At 70.7% G+C, this 22186-nt stretch carries 8 protein-coding genes; 4 read left to right on the top strand and 4 right to left on the bottom strand.

Features of this window, described 5'->3' with window-relative positions:
* Positions 1–45: 45 nt before the first annotated feature.
* Positions 46–522 carry a hypothetical protein gene (locus AB0J36_RS11505; RefSeq protein ID WP_141714744.1) on the bottom strand — a complete coding sequence of 159 codons (477 nt, stop codon included), beginning with the start codon at positions 520–522 and terminating at the stop codon, positions 46–48.
* 550 nt (positions 523–1072) lie between these two features.
* Here AB0J36_RS11505 and AB0J36_RS11500 point away from each other — a divergent pair.
* From AB0J36_RS11500 to AB0J36_RS11485, 4 genes are read left to right on the top strand one after another with little or no spacing between them, the layout of a single operon-like run.
* Positions 1073–2302, top strand: coding sequence for a Zn-dependent hydrolase (locus AB0J36_RS11500; protein ID WP_281594089.1), 1230 nt, complete (start codon positions 1073–1075; stop codon positions 2300–2302).
* Positions 2299–3780, top strand: a complete 1482-nt coding sequence (locus AB0J36_RS11495; protein ID WP_357392384.1) for a lyase family protein — start codon at positions 2299–2301, stop codon at positions 3778–3780. Before AB0J36_RS11500 ends, AB0J36_RS11495 begins: the two co-directional genes overlap by 4 nt.
* Entirely contained in the window at positions 3770–6004 is a 2235-nt protein-coding gene (locus tag AB0J36_RS11490) for a pyridoxal-phosphate dependent enzyme (protein ID WP_357174176.1), read from the top strand. The genes AB0J36_RS11495 and AB0J36_RS11490 overlap by 11 nt, the downstream gene beginning before the upstream one ends.
* Positions 5988–7049: a GntG family PLP-dependent aldolase gene (locus AB0J36_RS11485; RefSeq protein WP_281593044.1), complete on the top strand. Its 1062-nt coding sequence runs from the start codon at positions 5988–5990 to the stop codon at positions 7047–7049. The genes AB0J36_RS11490 and AB0J36_RS11485 overlap by 17 nt, the downstream gene beginning before the upstream one ends.
* A gap of 153 nt (positions 7050–7202) precedes the next feature.
* Here the strand turns inward: AB0J36_RS11485 and AB0J36_RS11480 are convergent, their stop codons facing one another.
* From AB0J36_RS11480 to AB0J36_RS11470, 3 genes are all read right to left on the bottom strand, one after another.
* Positions 7203–10277 carry a BTAD domain-containing putative transcriptional regulator gene (locus AB0J36_RS11480; RefSeq protein ID WP_357128442.1) on the bottom strand — a complete coding sequence of 1025 codons (3075 nt, stop codon included), beginning with the start codon at positions 10275–10277 and terminating at the stop codon, positions 7203–7205.
* Positions 10278–10629: 352 nt separating this feature from the next.
* Complete coding sequence (locus AB0J36_RS11475; protein WP_357128439.1) at positions 10630–11361, bottom strand: kinase; 732 nt, start codon at positions 11359–11361, stop codon at positions 10630–10632.
* 270 nt (positions 11362–11631) lie between these two features.
* On the bottom strand, positions 11632–22128 hold the full coding sequence (locus AB0J36_RS11470) for an amino acid adenylation domain-containing protein (protein WP_363660454.1): 10497 nt from the start codon (positions 22126–22128) through the stop codon (positions 11632–11634).
* Positions 22129–22186 lie beyond the last annotated feature (58 nt).

Genomic DNA, 22186 nt, shown 5'->3' with positions numbered 1-22186 from the left:
CCGGCTGCCCGTGAGCAGCCGGCCAGTTGGTCTGTGGCGGTGAGGTCACCCAGCCGGCGGGGAAACCGGGGTGGCGACTGCCAGTAACGACCGCATCACCGCCCTGGACGAGCGCATCCGGGCGGCCAGTTCGTGCAGCGCCAGCAGCAGGTGCGCGTCACCGGAGCGGTAACGCAGCACACTGATCCGGATGAGCGGGCCCATCACCGGATCCAGCGGGCGGTCACGCTCGAGGTTCAGCCGCGTGCGGGCGGCCTCGTCCTCGATGTCGATCTGATGGGTCTCCACATAGACCTCCGGCGCTACGGGGCACGGCTCGTAGCGCCAGCCACCCTGGTCACGACGGACCCGATCGGCCAGTTCGGGTACGTCGTCGATCAATCGCTGTTGGGCCGCCGCCAGACTGTCGACACTTATCCCGTCGGACGCATAGCGGACGACGACCCGGCGGAACCGCCGCGACGGCCCGTCCCGCAGATCCTGCAGGAATAGATCGACCTCCGGCGGCTCCAGATAGCGCATACGGTGGTCACTCCCCCTCGGCGATGCGGTCCGACGCGGTGGCCGGCGGTCGCTGCTGAAGCCGTCCCACCGACACCACGACCGTCACGACTGTTGTACGAACCATGGCTTTCGCCGGGCTTCCGCCTCGGTCGACCGTCGGCCTGCGATCGCGTCCTCATGACGGCACGAGCCGACAGCACGCCGATAGGCCCGGCAGTGAGTATCGGTGCTGCACCACCCACCGGCTGGGGTGAACCGGCTTGTCGAGAGGGCGGCGGATAGACATGTTCACTATGGCGGCAGCAGCACCAACGCCGTTGTCGGTCTGCGTACTCGGCGGCGCGAACAGCAGTCAGGACCGCAGCGCGCCCGCCGCCGCCGACCGATTCGGGCGCCGGTCGGGTGGACGCGGTCACCGCATCACCTGTGGCGGCAGGTCCGGGCTGACGGATCTCGTGGCGTGGTCCGCGCACCTGGCCGGCCCCGACACCACCTCCGCGCTGACCGCGGTCGAGGGAGTCCAGGCGGCTGGAGGTGCACGGTGCTGAAACTCAACCAGACGGCTTCCATGATCGACCGTCGGCGGTTCCTGTCCCACCTGGCGGAGCTGGCCCGATTCGGCGCGGACGAGCTGGGCGGAGTGTCTCGGACCGGCTTCAGCGAGGCGGATCACGCCGCCCGGCGATACCTCTGCGAGCGCTCGCGGATGCTCCGGTTGCGCGCCACCGTCGACGCGGCCGGGAACCTCTTCATCGGACGCCGGGAGGCGGACCGGGACCGGCCGGTCCTGCTGTTCGGATCGCATCTCGACAGCGTGGTGCACGGCGGCCGGCTCGACGGGGCATACGGCGTCGTGGCCGCCCTGGAGACCTTGGCACGGCTGGACGAACGAGACGGCTCCTTTGCGTACGAGCCGGTGGCGGTCGCCTTCGCCAACGAGGAGGGCGCCGAGTTCGGGTACCCCTTCTTCGGATCGAAGGCGATGGTCGGTCCCATCGAACATGCCGAGCGTCTGGTGGACAGCGCCGGGCTTCCCCTGCGCGACGCCTTGCGGGCTGCCGGGGGCGATATCGACGCCCTGTCCTCGGCCGTGTGGCCGGCCGGCCGGCTCGGCGGCTTCCTCGAGCTGCACATCGAACAGGGCCCGGTGCTGCAACGGGCCGGTGTCCCGCTCGGATTGGTCGAGGCGATCACCGGGCGCCACATCTTCGAGATCACGGTCACCGGCGAGCAGAATCATGCCGGAACCACCCCGATGGACGATCGGCACGACGCGCTCGTAGCCGGTGCCCGCCTGACGCTCGCCATCGAGGACATCGCCCGGGTGCGCCGGCTCTGCGCCGTCTCGACGGTGGGCCGTTTCGATGTCCGGCCGAACGTGACCAACGTGATCCCGGGCGCCGTCACCTTGACCGTGGAGATCCGGGACGGCTCACTCGATCGGCTGGCGAACGCCGAACGCGCCGTCCTGGCGGCGGTGGCCGCGCTGGGACCCGGCATCGACGCGCGGGTGGACGTCCGCATGCGCGCCGCTCCCGTCCGCACCGACCACCGGCTCAGCGCCGCGATCACCGACGCCGCGGCCGAGCACGGACTTCCCGTGCTGACGATGCACAGCGGCGCCGGTCACGACGCGCAGATCGTCGCTGCGGCGGGCCCGGTCGGAATGATCTTCGTACCCAGTCGGGACGGGATCAGCCACTCCCCCCGTGAGCACACCGAGCCGGAACATCTGCTGGCCGGGGCGGACGTACTCCTGACCACGGTGCGTCGCCTGTTGGAGGGGGCGGACCGGTGAGGTTCACCGGGCGTGTCGACGCTCCCCCGGCCGACGTCCTGCACGAAGAGATCCTGCGCCCGCAGTTCGAGAAGGAAGCCCGCACGCTCCTGCCCTGGTACGTGCTGATCGAAAAGGTCCTGTTGCTGGAGTACCGGCGAATGGGGTTGATCGACGACACCCAGTCGGCCGCGCTGGTCTCTCGGCTGAACGAGCTGACCCCGGAACAGATCACCGCCGATCCGGAGGGCAACATGTCCGACCTCGCGTTCGCCATCGAACGGTACGTCCAGGGCGGACCGGAACCTGTGCCGGCCGCATGGCACGTCGACCGCAGCCGCAACGATCTCCAGGCCTGCGCCCAACTGCTGTACGGCCGATCGCAGCTCGCCGCGCTCATTGAGAGTCTGGTCGGTCTGGCTCGGGCCGCCGCCGACCGCGCGGCGGCCGGCGTCGACCTGCCGATGCCCGGATACACACACCTGCAGGCCGCTCAGGTCGTCACGCCCGGCTTCTACCTTGCCGCCCTGGTCGAGGAGTCGCTGCGGACCATCCGGCAGATGCGTGCGACCTACGACGCGGTCGACGAGTGCCCGCTCGGCGCCGGTGCGATGGCCGGTCAACAGCTGGACTGGGACCTGCCCCGCATGGCGACGCTCCTGGGTTTCGATCGGCCGACCCGGCACGCCCTGATGGCGGTGGCCTCCCGTGGGTGGGCGCTGCGTGTAAGCGGGGATCTGTCCGCCTACGGGGTGGTCCTCAGCCGCTTCGCCACCGACCTGATGGCGTGGGCCAGCGGCGCCTACCGCCTGGTGGACCTTCCGGACTCGATGGTGGGCATCTCCTCGTCCATGCCGCAGAAGCGCAACTTCCCGGTGCTCGAACGGATCCGTGGCCGGAGCGCACACCTGACGGCGCTGCACCTCGATGTGGCCATGGTCCAGCGCGCGACTCCGTACGCCAACATGGTCGAGGTTTCCAAGGAGGCTGGTAGTCACCTGAATGCGCTGTTCGCCCAGGCTGGATCGGTGTTCCGGCTGACCAGCACCGTGCTCGCCGAGCTCCGCTTCCGGCCCGAGCAGATGCGGGATGCGTGCGCCGGTGACCACCTCGGCGGCTTCCGGCTGGCCAATCTGCTCACCCTGAGAGCGGGACTGCCATGGCGGCACGCGCAGGTGGTGGCCGGCCGGTACATCGCGGCGGCCGTCGACGCGGGCCGCTCCCCCGGCGAGCCCGACGGGCCGCTGTTGCGCCGGCTGGCCGCCGGCTACCCGGTGACGGAGCCGACGGACCTGCTGACCGAGGCGTTCGACGTGGACGCCGACCTGGCGTCACGGACGTCCGACGGATCAACCGGTGCGGACGCGGTACGTCGCCTCCTGGCCGTCCAGTGCGCCGAACTCGACGAGCACGCGGCATGGGGACGGCACCGCCGCTCCGCGACGACCTCTGCGGTGAACGCCGTGGAAGACCAACTGCGAGGACACCATGTTGTTTGACTCGGTGACGGCGGCGATCGGACATACCCCGCTGGTCCGGCTGCGGATTCCGGCAGCCCCCGGGGTGCGGGCGTACGCCAAGCTCGAGATGCAGAACCTGATGGCGATGAAGGACCGGGTGGCCAAGGAGGTCGTCCTGCGCGCACGCGAGGCCGGCACGCTGGTCGACGGCGCGCCGATCGTGGAGAGCTCGTCCGGCACCATGGCGCTGGGGCTGGCGCTGGTGGGCAACCATCTCGGTCATCCGGTCCACATCGTCACCGATCCCCGGATCGATCCGATCACCCTGACCAAGCTCGAGGCGCTGGGCTGCGCGGTGCACGTCGTCGAGGCGATGACCGGAGCGGGCTGGCAGAGTGCCCGGCTGGAACGCCTCGCTCACCTGATGGACGACCTGCCCGGTGCCTTCTGGCCGCAGCAGTACCACAACCCGCACAACCCGCTGGCGTACCGCGCCCTGGCGGACGAGCTCCTGAAGGACATCGATGGCCTCGATGTGCTCGTCGGCGCGGTGGGCAGCGGCGGTTCGCTGTGCGGGACCACGGCGGCGCTGCGCGCCGACCGGCCGGAGCTGACCTCCGTCGGCGTCGACGCCGTCGGCAGCATGCTGTTCGCCCAACCGGACCGTCCCGAGCGCCTGCAGAGCGGACTGGGCAACAGCCTGCAACCGGACAACATCGACTACGCCGTGCTCGACGAGGTGCACTGGCTGTCCGATGACGAGGCGTTCGCCGCGACCCGGGCGCTGGCCCGGGAGCAGCAGATCTTCGCCGGCAACACTTCTGGCTCGGTGTACCGGGTCCTCACCCACCTGGCCCGGCAGGCCGCCGAAGGGACGACGCTGGTGGGCATCTTCCCCGACCGCGGCGACCGGTACGTGGAGTCGGTCTATCGGCACCGGCCGGAGACGCAGCCTCGTAGCCACCCGGTGCAGGTTCCGTACGGCACCGTGGTGACCGCCTGGTCGTTCGCCGAACTCGGGCGGAACCACCGCCGTCAGCTCGGCTTCATCGAGGCGAACACCACGGGCACCGGCATGACGGCCATTCGGACGGCCGCCCGCCTCGACGTGGAGCCGGTGTTGTTCACCAGCTCGCCCCAGCGTTACCGCGGGCTGCCCGACGTCCGCGTCCGCACCGTGGTCTGCGACACCGACGACACTGCGGAGCTGGCCCGGACGATCAAGGCGAACCTCTCGTCGCCCGCCGGCATCGCGACCACCAGCGACTTCTACCTGCCGCAGGTCAGCGAGCTGACCGCCTCGTTCGACCTGCCGGGCAACCCGCCGGAGGCGATCGCCGTGTGCCGCGACAAGGCGGCGACACGGCGGATGCTGAGCGCGGCCGAGGTGCGCCAGCCCGGGTACGCCGTGGTCGCCGCCACCGACGAGATCCCGGCCGCGATCGCCGTGACCGGCCTGCCGTGCGTGGTGAAGCCGATCGACGACTCCGGCTCGAACAACGTCCGGCTCTGCCACGACCTCGCCGAGACGGCGGACCAGGTCGAGTGCATCCTGGCGGTCACCACGAACGTGCGCGGCCAGGCGACCGCCAGGCTGGCACTGATCGAGGAGTACGTGGCGGGGCCGGAGGTGTCGGTGGAGATGTTCAGCCACGACGCCACGGTCACCTGTCTCGGCGTCACGGCGAAGTCCACGCTCGCACCGCCGCACTTCGTCGAGGCACGGCACGTCTTCCCCGCGGCTCTTCCGCCGGCCCTGCACGCCGAGGTGCTGACCTTGGTCACCCGTGCCCTGTCCGCGGCGGGTATCCGGGAAGGCGCGACGCACACCGAGGTACGGCTCGGCTCGGCAGGCCCGTCCATCGTCGAGATCAACGCGCGCCCCGCCGGCGGCATGATCCCCGAGCTCGTGCGGCTGGCCACCGGGGTGGACATCGTCGAGCAACACCTGCGCGCGGCGTGCCGGCTCCCGGTCCAGCTCAGTCCGGCACGGGACCGCACCGCCGGGATCGCGTTCCTCACCGCCGGTCGCACCGGCCGGCTCACCGCCGTCGAGGGCACTACTGCGGCCCGCCGGACGCCGGGCGTGGTCGACGTGGCGGTGACGGCCGCACCCGGGACCGCCGTTCGTCCGCCGCGTAACGCCTATGACCGGCTCGGGCACGTCATTGCGGTGGGCAGCTCCGGCCACGAGGTCAGCAAGGCGCTGGACGCCGCACTCGGATATCTGCGAATCGAGGTCAACCATGATCGAACTGCGTAGTGACACCTTCACGCTGCCCTCTGCCGCGATGCGCTCGGCGATGGCCACCGCCCCGCTCGGTGACGACGTCTACGGCGAGGACCCCACCGTGCTGCGACTGGAGCGACTGGCCGCCGACCGCCTCGGCAAGGCGGCCGCCTGTTTGATGCCGAGCGGGACGATGGCCAATCTGGCTGCGCTGATGGCTCACGCCCCGCGCGGGGCCAAGGCGATCGTCGGGTCGGAATCCGATATCTATCTGTACGAGGCGGCCGGCGCGACGGTATGCGGTGGCATCTCCTACGAGCCGATCCGCAACCTTCCCGACGGCACTCTGCCACTGGCCTCGATCGCCGCGGCGTTCCCGGAGGACGACGAGGATCCACAGTTCGCCCCGGCGGCGGTCATCTGTCTGGAGAACACGCAGAATCGCTGCGGCGGGGTGGTGCTACCGGACGGGTACGCGGCCGAGGTCGCCGCGCTGGCCCGGACCCGCGGCGTCGCGGTGCACCTGGACGGTGCCCGGATCTTCAATGCCGCGGTGGCGCGCGGCGTACCGCCGGCCGAGCTGGCCCAGCACGCCGACACGGTGCAGTTCTGCCTGTCCAAGGGGCTCGCCGCACCCATCGGTTCAATGGTGGCCGGCGACGAGGCCACGCTGCTGCGGGTCCGCCGGATCCGCAAGATGCTCGGCGGCGGAATGCGACAGGCGGGCGTGATCGCCGCTGCCGGCATCCTGGCGATCGACGAGGCGGCCGAGCGCCTGAGCACGGACCACGCCCACGCGCGGCTGATGGCCGAGGGGCTGGCCGCGATCCCGGGTGTCACGCTGGACCCACCACAGACCAACAGCATTCTTTTCCGGGTCGCGGGACGGGACCCGGAAGAGGTCGTGCGGATGGCCGCCAGTGCCGGCGTCGCCGTCAACACCTTCGGGCACGGCCGGATCCGCGCGGTCATCCACTGCGGCGTCACCACCGGTGACGTGCACGAGGCGGTGAGCCGCCTCGCCAAGGTGATCACCCATTCCGAGCCGAGGCTGAACGGCGCCGGGAGCCCACGGTAGACAGTCGTGCGATCACACCGCCCCACCCGTCGAGGAGTGACGACCATGTACTCGATCCCGAACACCCCGGCCCGCTCGCACCACGCCACCGCCCCGGGCCGCACTGACACCAACTGGGGGTGACCGCAGATCTGCCCGGCCCCGCCGGACCGCTCAGGAGGCCTCGCCGACCTGGAACGCCAAGGAGGCCGAGGTGAGCCTGCGTACCAGTTCCTCGGCGAGGTCACGGGCATCTTGTGAATCGACCTTACCGAGTATGGTCAGCGCCTCCCGCCAGGCCGCCATCGCCGTCGCGGTGTCCGCGATGGTGTCGCCGAGCAGGCGCAAACCTCGGGCCTGCCACACCTGGTCGCCCAACTGACGGAAGCTCTGCAGCGCGGCGCCGGCCAGGCGCGCGGCCATGTCCCGCGAACCGATCGCGTACTCGGCCTCTGCCCAGGCGAGCTGGATGCGGGCACTCACCATCCGGTCGCCGCTCTCCGCGGCGACCTTGCCCGCCTGGCGCAGCGTGCCGACGGCACGATCCGCATCGCCGGCCGCGGTCTGCGCCAGGCCCTGGCCGTAGCGCGCGTAGGCCTCGCCGATCCGGTCGCCGTACTCGACGACGATCTCCAGGACATCGTGAAAGCAGTCGAGCGCGGTGCCGATGTCGTCACCCTTCAGGGCCACCTCGCCGAGGCGGTACCGCAACTGTGCCTCCATCCGGCGGCTCCGTCCCTCGGTGAGCCGGATCGCCTCGGTGAGATGCCCGAGCGCAGCACGCCGGTCGTGGGCGATGACGGCCAGCTGGGCCAACCCGGACAAGACGTGGGCCTCCCCGATCACGTCACCGGCGAACCTGAACCACTCACGCGCCTGCTCGTACTTGCGCCGGGCCTCCTCGTGGCGGCCTTGCGCCCGATCGATGAAGGCCAGGTTGCGCAGGACGAGCGCCCGGCCGTACAGCACCCGTTGGTCGACGAAGAGCTCGTCGGCGGCACGGGACAACCGGGCCGCGTCGTCCAGGCGGTACTCCGCGGCAGCCAGGGCGCCCATGGAGTAGAGGACCGCGGCCTCGCCGTACTTGTTGCCCGATCGCCGCACCGCGGCGAGCGCGCTGTCGTGCGTGGCCCGCCACTCGACGAATTCCGACCGCACCTCGAAAATGGTCACCAGCGTCACCGCGAGGTCCCAGCAGAGGTCGTCGGCGCCGAGGTCAGCGGCCTGACCGACCATCGCCACCAGGGCATCCTTCTCGACCGCGAACCATTCGAGCGGGTCGGCCAGTAGTTCTTCGCAGAGAGTCTCATCGACCTTCCAGCGAACCGCGTCACTGTGCAGGACGGTGTGGTCGCCTCCGTACTCGCTGCGGTGGGCCTTTTCCGCGACATACAGCCACGCGCCCAGAGCCCGGCGCAGCGCCTCGGCCCCATCCTCGGCTCGGTCCTCCGCGTCGTGGCGTTCTGCGGCGAAGATCCGGATCAGGCCGTGCATCCGGAACCGGGCTCGGCCGCCGACCGGGGTCTCGACCTCCAGCAGCTGCGCCGTCACCAGCTCGCTGAGCGCCTCCGCACCTGCGTCGTCGTCCGAGCCGAGCAGGGGTGCGCAGATCCATTCCGGGAAATCGCGTGCCTCCAGCACGCCGAGCAGCCGAAGCAGTCGGCGTGCCGGGTCGCTGAGCCACTCGTAGCTGGGAGCGATGTTGGCCCGGAGGCTCTGTTCGCCATGCGACAGTTCGTCGAGGCGCCGGCTCGTGTCGGCGAATCGCTCGGCCATCCGAGCCACTGTCCAGTGGGGCCGGATGAGGAGTCGCCCGCCTGCCGCGCGCAGCGCCAGCGGCAGGTGGCCGCACATACTGCTCAGTCGCAGCGCCTGGGTCGGCTCGGCATAGATCCGACCGGGCCCCGCGATCTGTGCCAGCAACTCGACCGAGTCGCTGGGTTCGAGCAAGGGACATTCCACGTGGTGAGCCGCCGGCAAGGCGGTGAGCCGGCGGCGGCTGGTCAGGATGACCACGCTGGGGGCGGAGTTGGGCACCAGCATGCGGACCTGCTCCTCGTCCGCGACCTCGTCGAGAACCATGAGCACGCGCCGCCCGGAGAGCAGGGCTCGCAATGTCTCGGCACGCTCCTCGATGCCGCCGGGGATCATCACGTGCGGTACGCCGAGGGCACGCAGGAACCGCTCCAGGACCTGGGCGGCGCCCAGCGGGGTGTTGTTGCCGTTGAGCCGGGCGTAGAGCTGCCCGTCGGGAAAGAAGTCCTTCGTCGCGTGTGCCACCCGGATCGCCAGGGCGGACTTGCCGACACCGCCGGTGCCGGAGACCGAGATGATCCGGGGCGCCGCGTTCCCGTCATCCGGTTCCGCGGTGACTATCTCCTGGAGCCGGTCGAGCAACGGCCGGTTGCCCGTGTAGTCACCGATGTCGGGCGGGAGCAGCCGGGCCGGGCGGTAGTCGGCCGGCGTGACGTCGGCAGGCTGGGTCGCGGCCCTCGGATCCAGCTCATAGTCGGTTTCACCGCCCAGGACCGCACGTTCGACCTCGCGCAGCTCGGCGCTCGGCTCGATGCCCAGCTCGTCGACGAGTGTCTGGCGACCGTCGCGGTAGCAGGCCAGGGCCTCCCCCTGGCGACCGCTGCGAAACAGCGCGAGCATCAATTGCGCCCGCAGGTGTTCGCGCAGCGGGTTGGACGCCACCAGGTCGGCGAGTTCGGCGATCATCTCCTGGTGGCCGCTCTGGCGCAGTCTCAGGTCCATGAACTCCTCGACCGCCCGCAACCGCATCTCTTCCAGGCGAGCGCCGGCAGCTGCCACCAGCCGGCTCTCCACCCCGGCCAGCGCGTCGCCCCGCCAGAGCTTCAACGCGCGTTCGTAGCGGCCGATCGCCTCATCGAGCCGCTGCTCCTCGGCGCTCTGTCGGCCCTCTGCCACGAGCCGCTCGAAGACGAGCAGGTCGACCTCGTCGGGCCCGGCGTGGATCAGGTAGCCCGGAGCGCAGGTCTCCAGCCGGTCCGGCAGGCCGACGTCGGCGAGCGCCCGCCGCAGCGCGGAGACGCAGATCTGGATCTGTCCTCGCGCGGTCTGCGGTGGGGCGTCGTCCCAGATGGCTGTGGACAGCCGGTCGACCGGGACGACCCGGCCCGCCTCGAGCAGCAGCATCACCAGGACGATGCGCTGCCGCGCCGCTCGGATGGTGGCTGTGCCTGTCGGGCCTTTCACCCCCAGCGTGCCGAGGATCTCGAAGTTCATCACAGCCGCAGTCCCCCGTGGTCTCGGCTCCGTCTGTTACACCTTGCGACGCGCGGCGAAATCGCCCTCGCACCCCTGGCGATGGGCAAGGGCATTGCCGTTGATCACTGTCCGAATCGTGAGCGTAACAGCTCGGAGCGGGGCCGTCGAGCGTTCAACAATCCGCTGTGTAGGACCAGCGATCACTCTCGGTCCGAATATGAGCCCTGACTACGCGGCGGCGTTATGTATTTTGAGCGGCCGGTATGCCGACCCGAAGATTCGCTTTCCAGAAACCGGGGAGGCTGAGTAGACCCATAGCGATCACCGACCTGACCGGACGACATCGGGCGGCGGACCGACCGGCGAACCGTCAACGGGCTCCCGGCCCAGAGCGGGACCCGGTGGGAAGATCGGTCGACTGCGGCATCGTCGGCATGGATCGGTCGACCCAGGCCCGGCCGGCCAGGGCGCGGCAGCCGTACCGTACCCGGGCGAGCTTGTCCGGGTAGTCGGGGTCGTCGTCGGCGAGCAACAGGCCGAGGATCGTTCCGCTGTGCGCGGCGACCACCCCGAGGGCGCCCGTCGCGGCCGAGAGGGCCACCAGGTCGCCGAGCATCGACTTGGGACGCAGCCGCTGGTTGAGCAGCGCGCTCCGGGTGGCCACGGCGCCGACCGTCGCGAGATCCCCCTTGCCGATCGCCACCGTGATCTCATCGAGCAGGCTGCGGTACTCCCGCCGCTCGGCGCGGCCGAACGGTTTGGGAATGCGGTTGAAGTCGACCGTGTCGACCTGGCCACCCTCGTCCACGCCCACGATCGTCGTTGCCGGCAAATGACCCAGCATCGCTTGCAGCCGGACCTGCCGGTGCAGGAAGGCCACCACACCGGGATACATCACCCCGTCGGTGGGCTCGATCGGGCGCAGCAGTGACTCGATGTCGGCCGGGGTGAGCGTCACCCCGATCGCCTCGCTCACCGCCCGCACGGTGGCCACCAGATCGGCCGAGGAACTCGCCTGGCCCTTGCCCTCGGTGAGATCGCCGTCGAGGGTGAGCCGACCACCGCCCCACACGCCGTACCGGCGCAGCATGGCCTCGGCCACTGCCCGTGATTTCGTCTTGCTCCGTGGTGCGACTTCGACCCTCGATGCGCCTGGGTGTAACTCGAAGTACGCCGAACATCCCCGCCTGATCGGCAGCGTTACCAGGAAATCCGTACCCGGTTCCGGCAACACGCCCTGAAGCAGCTCACCGAAGGTGCCATAGGCCCAGCCACGGCCGACCTGCACCGGCCGGCCATCGAACGCGGCGCGGGCCGATCCCGATGCGATGATCATTTTTCTCCCTTGGTCGGCGCGTTACCGGATCGTTGGTCACAGCGTCGGCGGCATGGGGAATTCCAGTTCCGCGAACAGATCGGCCAGGAATGGCCTCCCCCCGATGTTCGAGAGGACGACCAGACCCGCTCCGTCGTCGAGATCCGTCGCGGTCATGCACTGGAAGCTGTGCCGATCGCCGGGATGACCGAACCACCGGTGACCGTCGACGACCTTGCTGACGCAGCCCAGGCCGTACCGACCGCCCGGCACCTCCGGCGTGATCATGGCTTGCGCGGACGCCCGGTCGAGCACCCGCGACGGTTCGCCGGTGGCAGCTGCCCGGATCTCCACCGCTACCTTGGCCAGATCGGCGGCGGTCGTCCACAGGCCACTCGCGGCCTGCTGGGGGAAGACTCGCCAGCCGCCGGGCAGGTGCGTGCCGTCGTCCCGGTGGCCGTGCGCCACACGGCCCGGCCGCAGGTGCGGGAACGCCTGGTCGAAGCTGCTGTCACGCATGCCGAGCGGATCGAGCACCAACCGTCGCATCGTCTCGGCGAACGGCTCGCCGGTGACCGCCTGGAGGACGCTCTGCACCACGGTGAAGTTCGCTCCGGAATAGCCGAACGTCCCTGCCGCGCCCGTCATCTCGATCGGCGGTGTCGCGGCCGGCGGCCGACCCAGGATCATGTCGGCGAGGGTGGGCAGCGGGTCCGCCTGCTCATGGCCCGGGTGGCCGTACTGCACCAGCCCTGCCACGTGGCCCAGCAGGCCCCGCAGGGTGACCGGTCCCGACGCGCCGCGCAACCCGCCTGTCAGGTGGGTACGCACGTCCGCGTCCAGGTCCAGCACGCCGTCCATGGCCAGCCGCAGCACGCCCACCGTGGTGACGTGTTTGCTCACCGAACAGGCCTGGAAGATCGTTTCGGCATCGACCGCCGCACCCCCACGGGCGTCGGTCGTTCCCTCACCCCAGGCCCGGGCGACCTGCCCGTCGGCGATCACCGCGACACTCACCGCCGGCGCCTGACACCGCCGACGCGCGGCGGCCATCAGTGCCGAGCCCGGCTCGAGGCGCTGCCAGGACGCCGGAACCGGCCGGTCGGCCGGTGCCGCCAGCTTTCGAAGTCGCTGCAGGTGCTCCTGAAGACGCCGGCGGCCCACCCGCTCCTCGACGTTTCCGGCCGGGAAGGTCCAGTCGACGTGCAGCCGGCCGTCTCGCACCCACGACCTGACGTCCAGGAGGCAGCGGCGCTCACCGGCGGGGGCCCGGGCCGTCGAGTCGTCGTCCACGCCGTGGAACAGGCCCGCACCGTCGCCCTGGTCGAGCAGATGACCGAAGTGGGTCAGGCTGACCCACGACCTGGATGCCAGATCGGCCTGGCCCGCCAGGTGACGCAACAGTCCATGTCCGATCCCATGGTGCGGAATCGCCGCCAGGGTGTCGGCCAGGGCGTCCACCGCCGTGTCGACGCCACCCCGGCCGACCGGCCGGACGACCACCGGGTACCTGGCGGTGAACCAGCCGACGGTGCGGGAGAGATCCACATCATCGAACAGCGGCTCGCGGCCGTGGCCCTCGATGTCGACCGAGACCGGGAGGCCGCCGCCGGCCCATTCCACCAGCACGTCCCCGAGAGCGGCCAGCACCAGCGTCTGCATCGGCACCCCGTGCGCCGCCCTGCGGGTCAGCCGGCTCGTGTCCGCTTCATCGAGCACCGCCTCGACCGTGCGGGTCGCCGACTCACGATTGATGCCGCCTACATCAACTGCGGGCGGTGGCGCCACCGGCTCGCGAGCCACCGCCTGCCACAACTCGCGTTCCTCGTCCAGTTTCCCGCTGCTCGCGTACGCGGCGAGCCGCGTGGCCCACTGCCCGAACGAGGTCGGGACCGGCGTGAGCGCGGCGGGATCGTCGGTTCGGTACACGGTGGCGAGGTCGTCGAGCAGGATGCGCCAGGAATACGTGTCCACGGCCCAGTGGTGGACCACCACCACGACGCGGTCGTCGAATCCGTCGGCCCGGATCAGTGCCGCCCTGAGCAGGGGGCCGTCGGCCAGGTCGAGACCGGTGTGCAGCCGATCGGCGATGGCCCGGATCTCGTCCCGTCGCTCATCGGCTGTCCGGGTGCCGAGATCGACCACCCGTAGCGGATTGGTGTCCGACACCGGCGCGACCCGCTGGCGCCGGTCGGGCGCGGCGCGGTCGAGACGCAACCGCAGCGCGTCGTGCTGGGCGGTCAGCGCCCGCAGAGCCCGTCCCAGGCGGCCCGGATCGGCGGCGCCGTGCCAGTCCACCTGCACCGACTGGTTGTAGTGGTCGTGCGGCACACGTTGGTCGAGCAGACGATGCTGCGCCGGAGTGAGCGGTACCGCCGACCAGGGGTCCGGGTGCTCGGCACGCGGGGCCGCCACCTCCACCGCCGCGCCCGGCGCCACGGTGGCGGCCAGGTCTCGCAGCCTGGTGTCGCGCAGCACGTCCTGCACAGTGATCGACAGGCCGGCACGCCGCCCCAGGGTGACAACCTGGAAGGCGAGGACCGAATCGCCACCGAGGGCGAAATAGTCGTCCTCTGGCCCCACCCGGTCGAGGCGCAGCACGCCCTTCCAGATCTCCGCGAGCACCCGCTCGGCCTCCGTGACGGCGGCGGCGAGCCCCGTCCCGGCCGGCCCGGCGGCGCCCGACGACGCGGCCGGAGCCGGTTCCGGAACGACCGGCGCGGGTACGACTTCGCGCCACGCGGCGACCGGGTCGTCGGCGGGCGCAACGGTGACGGCCTCGAGCAGCATTCGGTAGTGCCCGAGGAGTTCCGCGACCGCGTCCCGGTCATAGACTGCGTGCTCGAACTTCAGTCCGAGCTCGAGGTGACCGGCGACGCTCACGGTGAGCACCAACGGGAACGCGGTCTCGCCCGGAGCGCCGTCGCTCTGGTCGACCCGCAGGCCGGCCCACTCGCCCTCCTCCTCGTCGGCGGCGCGCTCCAGGACGAACAGGTTGGTGAACAGCCGTTCTCCGCGGGGCACATCGACGCATCGGGCAATCTCCACCAGGGATGCGCCGGCATGCTCCTGTTGGGTCAGGCGGCCTCGGTGCACCTCGGTGAGCCAGTCGCCGATCGACATGTCCGGGGACACGCCGATCCGGGTGGGCAGGGTGTTCATCAGCATCCCGACCATGCGGTCGATGCCGGGCACGTCGGCGGACCGGCCGGCCAGCGTGGTGCCGAAGACGACGTCATCGGTGCCGCAATGCCGGCTCAGGAGCAACGCCCACGCCCCCTGCAACAGATTCGGCAGGCTGATCCGGTAACGAGCTGCGGTGTCGCGCAGAGCCTGGAACAGCGAATCGGCGAGAGTGCTCTCCTCGACGCCGATGCCGGTTCCCGGGCGTCGACCCGCTGCGACGGCGGGTAGCGGCGTGGGACCGCGCAGGCCGGCCAACGTTCGCCGCCAGTAACCCATGTCCCGGTTCGCCGGGTGGCGGTCGAGCCAGGACAGGTAGTCACGGAACGGTGCCGGCGGATCGGCCGGCAGGGCACCGCCGGTACGCATAGCGGCGTATGTCTCCAGCACCTCACGGCTCACGATCGACCGGCTCCAGCCGTCCAGCACCAGGTGGTGGACGTTCCACAGCAGGCGGTGGCGCGTCGAACCGGTTCGGATCAGAACCAGCCGCATCGGCGGTCCGGCGGTGAGGTCGATCCCGCGCTCCCGTTCGTCCGCGGCCAGCCGCTCCAGCCAGCCCACGCGCTCGCCGTCAGGAGTGGAACGGCAGTCCCAGCGTTCGACCACGATCGGCTGGGCGCGGACGACGACCTGCACCGGGTGCGGCAGGTCCTGCCAGATGAACCGGGTCCGCAGGGCCGCATGCCGGTCGATGACCCGCTGCCACGCCGTCACGAACGTTCCCACGTCGAGATCGCCGTCGAGGTCCCAGATGAACTGGCGGAAGTACTCGTCCCGCTGCGGGTCGGCGAGCCGGTGCAGCAGCATGCCGGTCTGCAGGTGGGTGAGCCGGTACACCTCGGCCGTGTCCAACTCCCTCAGCTGGGTACGCAGGACGGCGGCAGCCTCGTCGTCCAGCCCGGTGAGCGGGTCGGGCCCGGCCACCGGTGGCTCCGCAGCCGATCGCTCCGGAGCGGGCTCCGCCGCTGCCGGCTCCGCGAGGGTCACCACGGCCGCGAGACCGGCGACGGTCGGATGGCGGAACACGTCACGCGGGTTGACGGCGAGACCGTACTCCTGTGCCAGAGCGACCAACCGCACCGAGACGATGGAGTCGCCACCGAGCCCGAAGAAGTCGTCGTGCACGCCGACCCCGGTCACACCGAGCGCCTGTTCCCAGACACTGACCAGGCGTCGCTCGGTCTCGGTGCGGGCAGCGACGTACCCGGCTTCCTCATCCCGGGTGACCGGGCCCGGTGCCGGCAGCCGGCTGCGGTCGACCTTGCCGGCCGCCGTGAGCGGCAGCTCCGGCAGACAGACGAACTGTGCGGGACGCATGTAGGTGGGCAGGTCGCGGGCCAGCCATTCCTGCAGGTCAACGGCGCTCGGCAGCTGCCCATCGGGGCGGGGCACCAGGTACGCGACCAGCCGACGATCGCCTGACTCGTGGGCGAAGGCGGCGACCGCACCCTCGACGATGTCGGGATGAGCCAGCAGCCGGGCCTCGATCTCCCCCAGTTCGACCCGGTATCCGCGGATCTTCACCTGATCGTCGCAACGGCCCAGGAAGTCGAGGTTCCCGTCGGCGCGCCACCGGGCCAGATCCCCGGTCCGGTAGAACCGGGCGCCCGGCTCCGACGCGTACGGATCCGGCAGGAACCGCTCCGCCGTGACCGACGGCCTGCGATGGTAACCACGGGCGACACCGTCACCGCCGATGAACAACTCCCCCGTCACACCGATCGGTACCGGGGAGAGGTGACGGTCGAGCACGTACATCCGGATGTTGGCGATGGGCCGGCCGATCGGGAGCGGCAGCTCCGGATCGACTTCGTCCGGCAGGACATAGGTCGAGCAGCCGACCACCGTCTCGGTCGGGCCGTACTCGTTGATGATCCGTGCCCGTGGAGCCGCCTTACGCCAGCCCAGGGCGGTTTCCGTACGCACCTCGTCGGCGCCCACCACGAAGGTGCGCACCGAATGGACGCTGTCGGGCTGCACCATCCGACGCAGCACGTCGAGATGCCCCGGCGTGATCTTGAGCAGACTGAAGTCGGCCGGCTCGGTGAGCAGGTCGGCGAGATTTCCGAGGCCCTCGTCGGGCGGCAACAGTGTCACGCTCAGCCCGGCCGTCAGCGGCAGGAAGAAATTGGGAACGGAGAGGTCGAACGCGATGGAGCCGACCATCGGAGCGCCGTCCGCGCCGTCGATCCCATAGCCGGAACGCGCCCACCACAGATAGTTGATCAGACCTCGATGGTCGATCAGCACGCCCTTCGGCCGTCCGGTCGAGCCGGAGGTGTACATGATGTAGACCAGGTTGCGCGCCGTGACACCCGTCTGGGGCGACGTGGCCGGTCGCTCTGCGATCTGCGCGGCCTCGGCGTCGAGCAGCACCGCGGGCAGGTTCTCGCCGTCGGTGGCCAGCGCCGCGAGGTCGGCCCGGGTCACCACGAGCCGGGCACCGCTGTCCCGCAGGTAGTACTTCAGCCGGTCACTTGGATGGCCGGGGTCTAGGGGGAGATAGGCGCCGCCGGCCTTGAGCACGCCGAGCAGGGCCACGAACATCTCGACGGAATGGTCCAGGAGCACGCCGACGATCTGCTCGGGGCCGACGCCTCGGGCACGCAGGTGGTGCGCCAGCCTGTTCGCGGACTCGTCCAGGTCGGCGTAGGAGACCGAGGATCCGTCGACATCGACGATCGCCGTAGCGGCGGGATTCTCGCGAGCCGCCTGCTCGAACAACTCGTGCAGGCACGTCTCCGACGGGTACCACGCGTCGGTGTCGTTCCATGTCCGGAGCACACGTTCGCGCTCGACGTCGGGCAACGCGTCGAGCGTGTCGATCGAGCCGGACCGGTCATCGGCGATCGCGGCGAGGATGATCGCCAGGTGCGCGAGCAGCCGCCGGATGGTCTCCGCCTCGCCGCAGGTGCGTTGGTACGCCAGTTGCAGGCACAGCCCGTCCCCCGCCGTCACGTCCAGCACCAGCGGGTAGCCACTGTCCAGCGCGGTGCTACCGGGCACCGGGGACACTTCCGGCGGCAGCGCCGGTTCGCGCTCCTCGTGCTGGAACACCACGATGCTGTCGAACAGGCGCTCGTCCGCCCGCACCGCGCTCTGCCGCTTGGCGTCGACCAGCGAGCAGTGGACGTGCTCGTGCAACTCGGCCATCTGATCCTGGACTGCGCGGGCCACCGCGCCGGCGGTGATCCCCTCTTCGATCCGCATCCGGACCGGGAGGGTGTTCATCAGCAGGCCGACGACCTGTTCGATCCGAGGGAAGTCCCCGGACCGCCCGTTGACGGTGACCCCGACGACCACGTCGTCCCCGCCACCGAACCGACGCAGCAGCAGTCCCCAGGCCGCGGTCACCAGCGAGCCCAGCGACACCCGCCAGCGGCGCGACACCTCGGTCAACCGATCCAGCTGGCCCCGGTCCAGGTTCAGCAGTTCGAGCGCCGTACCCGCCCGGCCGCCTTCCTCCGTCGGCAACCGGTTGACCGGTAGCGCGGTCGGCGTGGTGAATCCGCCGAGCACCTTCTGCCAGTGCACGGCGTCCGCGTCGCGGTCGCGTCCGGCGAGCCACGCCCGATGTGCTGCCGCCGGCACCGGGTCGGGGAGGTCGACGGACGTGCCGTTGCGGAGGCCTCCGACGATCTGGAACAGTTCCCGGACCACTATCTCGGTGCTCCATCCGTCGAGCAGGATGTGGTGGGTCCGCCACACCAGCCGGTAGGACGAGTCACCGGTGCGCAGCGCGGTGAATCGGTTGATCGGACCGGTCAGCTCGATCGGTTCGGCCCGGTCCTCGGCGAGGAAGTCCTCGTACCGCCGCGGAGACGCGTCGGCGCGCCAGTCGAGGACGACCAGTTCCGGCTCTGCGCGACAGTGCACCTCCTGGACCGGATGTGGCCGCCCGCGCCAGGCGAACCGGCTGCGCAGCGCGGGGTGCCGGGCGCAGACCTCGCGCAGCGCCGAGGCCAGCGCCTCCTCGTCGAGCGGCTGGTCCACATCGAAGGCGTGGTACTGCGCGTACCGGTTCTCCGCCGGGAAGGCGATCGTCTCGAACAGCATCCCTTCTTGGAGGGCGGAGAGCCGGTGCACGGACTCCACGCCGTCCGGTAGCGGTTCGGCAGCGCGGGCCGGGGCGGCGCCGTGGCCGTCAGCGGCCGGGCCGTCCGTGGCGCGGAGCGCCGCCACCACCTCGGCCACCGTCTGGTGCCGTAGCAGCAGACGCGGGGTCACCGGCAGGCCGGCGGCGCGAGCCCGGTTGGCGATCCGCACCGCCAGGATCGAGTCGCCACCGATGTCGAAGAAGTTGTCCCGCACGCCACAGAAGTCGAGATCGAGCAGCTCGGCCCAGATCGCGGCCAGCACCCGCTCGGTCTCGTCGCGTGGCCTGGTCGGCTCCGCTCGCGATGCGGCTGCCGGTGACACGTCCGGCAGCGCCTTCCGGTTCACCTTGCCGCTCGAGGTCAGCGGCAGCGCGTCCAGGGGCACGTACGTGGCCGGGACCATGTACTCCGGCAGCGTGCCGCGCAGATGGGCCGTCAGATCGCTCGCCGACAGCACGTGCCCGGGCGTCGGCACCACATAGGCGACCAGCCGCAGAGCGCCGGCCGAGGTCTGCTGTGGCACCACTGCGGCCTGCGCGATGTCGGGGCGGGCCAGCAGGGTCGAAACGATCTCATCGAGCTCGATGCGGTGGCCGTGTACCTTGACCTGATCGTCGATCCGTCCGAGGAATTCGAGGGATCCGTCGGTACGCCACCGCGCGACGTCGCCCGTCCGGTACATCCGGCCGCCGTGGAACGGGTCGGGCACGAAGGAGCCAGCGGTCAGTACGGGCCGGCCGACGTATCCGCGGGCGAGGCCGACACCACCGATGAACAGCTCGCCGGGCACCCCGACGGGCATCGGGCGCAGGGCGTCGTTCAGGACGTACAGCCGCGTGTTGTCGATCGGCCTGCCGATCGGGACGGTCGCCTCGCCCGGCGCAGACACACAGGTGTACGCGGACACGTCGATCGACGCCTCGGTCGGGCCGTACAGGTTGTGCAACTCGGCCGTGAGCCGGGAGCGAGCCTGATCCGCCAGCCCGGCCGGAAGGGCTTCGCCGCTGCAGATGACGTGGCGCAGGCTGGGAAGGTCGTCGACCGTGGGATCGGCGAGGAACTCCGCGAGCATCGAGGGCACGAAGTGCACGACGGTCGCGGCGCTGCGGCGGATGAGGTCCGCCAGGTACGCCGGGTCCTGATGTCCACCAGGCTCGGCGACCACCAGACGCGCGCCGACGGTCAGCGGCCAGAAGAACTCCCACACCGACACGTCAAAGCTGAACGGCGTCTTCTGGACGACAGTGTCGCCGGTGCCGATCGGGTAGGCCTTCTGCATCCACTGCAGCCGGTTGACCACACCCCGGTGCGGTACACAGACGCCCTTGGGCCGCCCGGTCGAGCCGGAGGTGAAGATGATGTATGCGAGGTCGTCCGGTGACACTGCCGTCAGGCCGGAAGTGCCGTCGTCGGTGATCGCCGCCTGCCGGTCCACGTCCAGCACGACGACCTCGTCGCCGGTCCAACGACCGGCGGTCTCCTGGTCGACCAGGACGACGGACATCCCGGTGTCGGCGACGATCATCGCGTGTCGGCCGTCGGGATGATCGGGATCGAGCGGCACGTACGCGCCACCTGCCCACTCGACAGCAAGCAGCGCGGTCACCAGCCTGAACGAGCGCTGCAGGCAGACCCCGACCGGCACATCGGGTCCTACCCCGGCTCGCCGCAGCCCCGCGGCTACCCGGCTCACTCGGTGCGCCAGTTCCGCGTACGTGAGCGTCTCCTGGTCGTCGACGACGGCGCAGGCATCCGGGGTCCGGGCCGCCTGCTCGGCGAACAGGGACGCCAGGGTCGTCTCGCGCAGCGGCACCTCGGTGTCGTTCCAGGACCGGAGCTGCCGGTGCAGGTCGTCGGCCCCCAGCAGATCAAGGTCGCCGGTCCGGCGTGCGGGATCGGCGGCCATCTGCTCCAGGACGGCAACCAGACTGCGCAGCAGCCGCCGTGCGGTATCGGCCTCGAACAGATCCGTGGCGTACCGGAGCTCCAGGCGGATCGCGCCGTCGTCGTCGCGCGCCACCAGCGTGAGTTCGAACTTCTCGGTGGCCTCGTCGAGGTCGACCGGCTCGGTGGTGATACCCGGAAGGTCCCACCAGTCCTCGTGGTCGTCCAGGTATTGGAACAACACCTGGAACAGCGGGTTGCGATCCGGCGCGCGTCGCACGTTCAGCGCGCGGACCACCTCCTCGATGCTGACGTCGGCATGGTCCAGCGCCCCGGCCACGGTCCGGCGCAGGCGGATCATGAGGTCACGCAGCTCCGGCCCGTCAGCCAGATCGACCGGAACGGCGACGGTGTTGACGAAGAGCCCGACAGTCTCGTCGGTGCCGGCCGTGCCACGGCGCGACATGGGCGTCCCCACCGCGAAACGCGTTTGCCCGCTGTAGCCACCAAGGGTGGCCGCGAGCCCCGCCAGCACCGCGACGAAGGGCGTCACGCCGGCCTCGGCAGCGACCTGCCGTAGCCGGTTCGCCGTGTTCGGGGGCACGGTCATCACGACCCCGTCGCCGCGGTATGTCGGTTCGGGCGGGTGCGGCCGGTCGATGGGAAGTTCCAGGTACGGGTCGACATCCGAGAGGGCCCGGCGCCAATGGTCCAGGTGGGTCTGCCGGCCGTCGGCAGCGCCTTCGAGGGCCCGGCGCGCGTAGTCGGTGTAGCGACCCGGCGCCGCGACGTCCGCGACGCCGCGATAGAGCCGGCTGAGGTCGGTGGCCAGGATCTGGCAGGACCATTCGTCGGCGATCAGGTGGTGCAGGTGCAGCACCAGGAGGTGATCGCCGTCCGCCTCGACGAGAGCAGCGCGGAACAGCGGTCCCGCCTCGAGGTCGAAGCGCCGCGCCAGCTCGGCCCGGACCGAGGCCATCGGGTCGCCTCCGTGCTCGGTCCGGTCCACCACGGTGAAGGCGGCCGGCCCCGGGGCGCGGACGATTTGCATCGGTCCGTCCTCGGTCTCGACGACGACGGTACGTAACGCCTCGTGCCGGGCCACCAGACGATCCAGCGCGGTCCGCAATCTGCTGACCTCTACGGCCCCGTGCAGTCGCACGACCTCATGCACGCTGTAGAGCCCCTCGTGTGCGCCGAGCATCTCTCCGACGAGCCACAGAGAATGCTGCTCCGGCGACAGCGGGACGGGCTCCTCGGGCGACCGTGCGGCGTCCGGTGTCTGCACCGGGCTCGCGGTCGGCGCGGCTCCGCGCAGCAGCCGTTCCGTGACACTGCGCCGTGCCGCGGCCAGCAGATCCTCGCGCTCGTCAGGAGTGATGGTCATGGGCCGACTCTCGGCCGGTCGCCTATCGGCCCGCTGTCCCGCCGTTACCGGTTGGAGG

The sequence above is a fragment of the Micromonospora sp. NPDC049662 genome, assembly GCF_040675055.1.
In the GTDB taxonomy this organism is placed as follows: Bacteria; Actinomycetota; Actinomycetes; order Mycobacteriales; family Micromonosporaceae; genus Micromonospora.
Note: the sequence above shows the minus strand (reverse complement) of the source record. Positions and strands in the feature narration are given on the sequence as shown.

Bases quoted from the DNA above. Each gene is read 5' to 3' on its own strand.
- AB0J36_RS11500 (WP_281594089.1), top strand. From the start codon at position 1,073: ATGATCGACCGTCGGCGGTTCCTGTCCCACCTGGCGGAGCTGGCCCGA.
- AB0J36_RS11480 (WP_357128442.1), bottom strand. From the start codon at position 10,277: ATGAACTTCGAGATCCTCGGCACGCTGGGGGTGAAAGGCCCGACAGGC.
- AB0J36_RS11470 (WP_363660454.1), bottom strand. From the start codon at position 22,128: ATGACCATCACTCCTGACGAGCGCGAGGATCTGCTGGCCGCGGCACGG.
- AB0J36_RS11505 (WP_141714744.1), bottom strand. From the start codon at position 522: ATGCGCTATCTGGAGCCGCCGGAGGTCGATCTATTCCTGCAGGATCTG.
- AB0J36_RS11485 (WP_281593044.1), top strand. From the start codon at position 5,988: ATGATCGAACTGCGTAGTGACACCTTCACGCTGCCCTCTGCCGCGATG.
- AB0J36_RS11490 (WP_357174176.1), top strand. From the start codon at position 3,770: ATGTTGTTTGACTCGGTGACGGCGGCGATCGGACATACCCCGCTGGTC.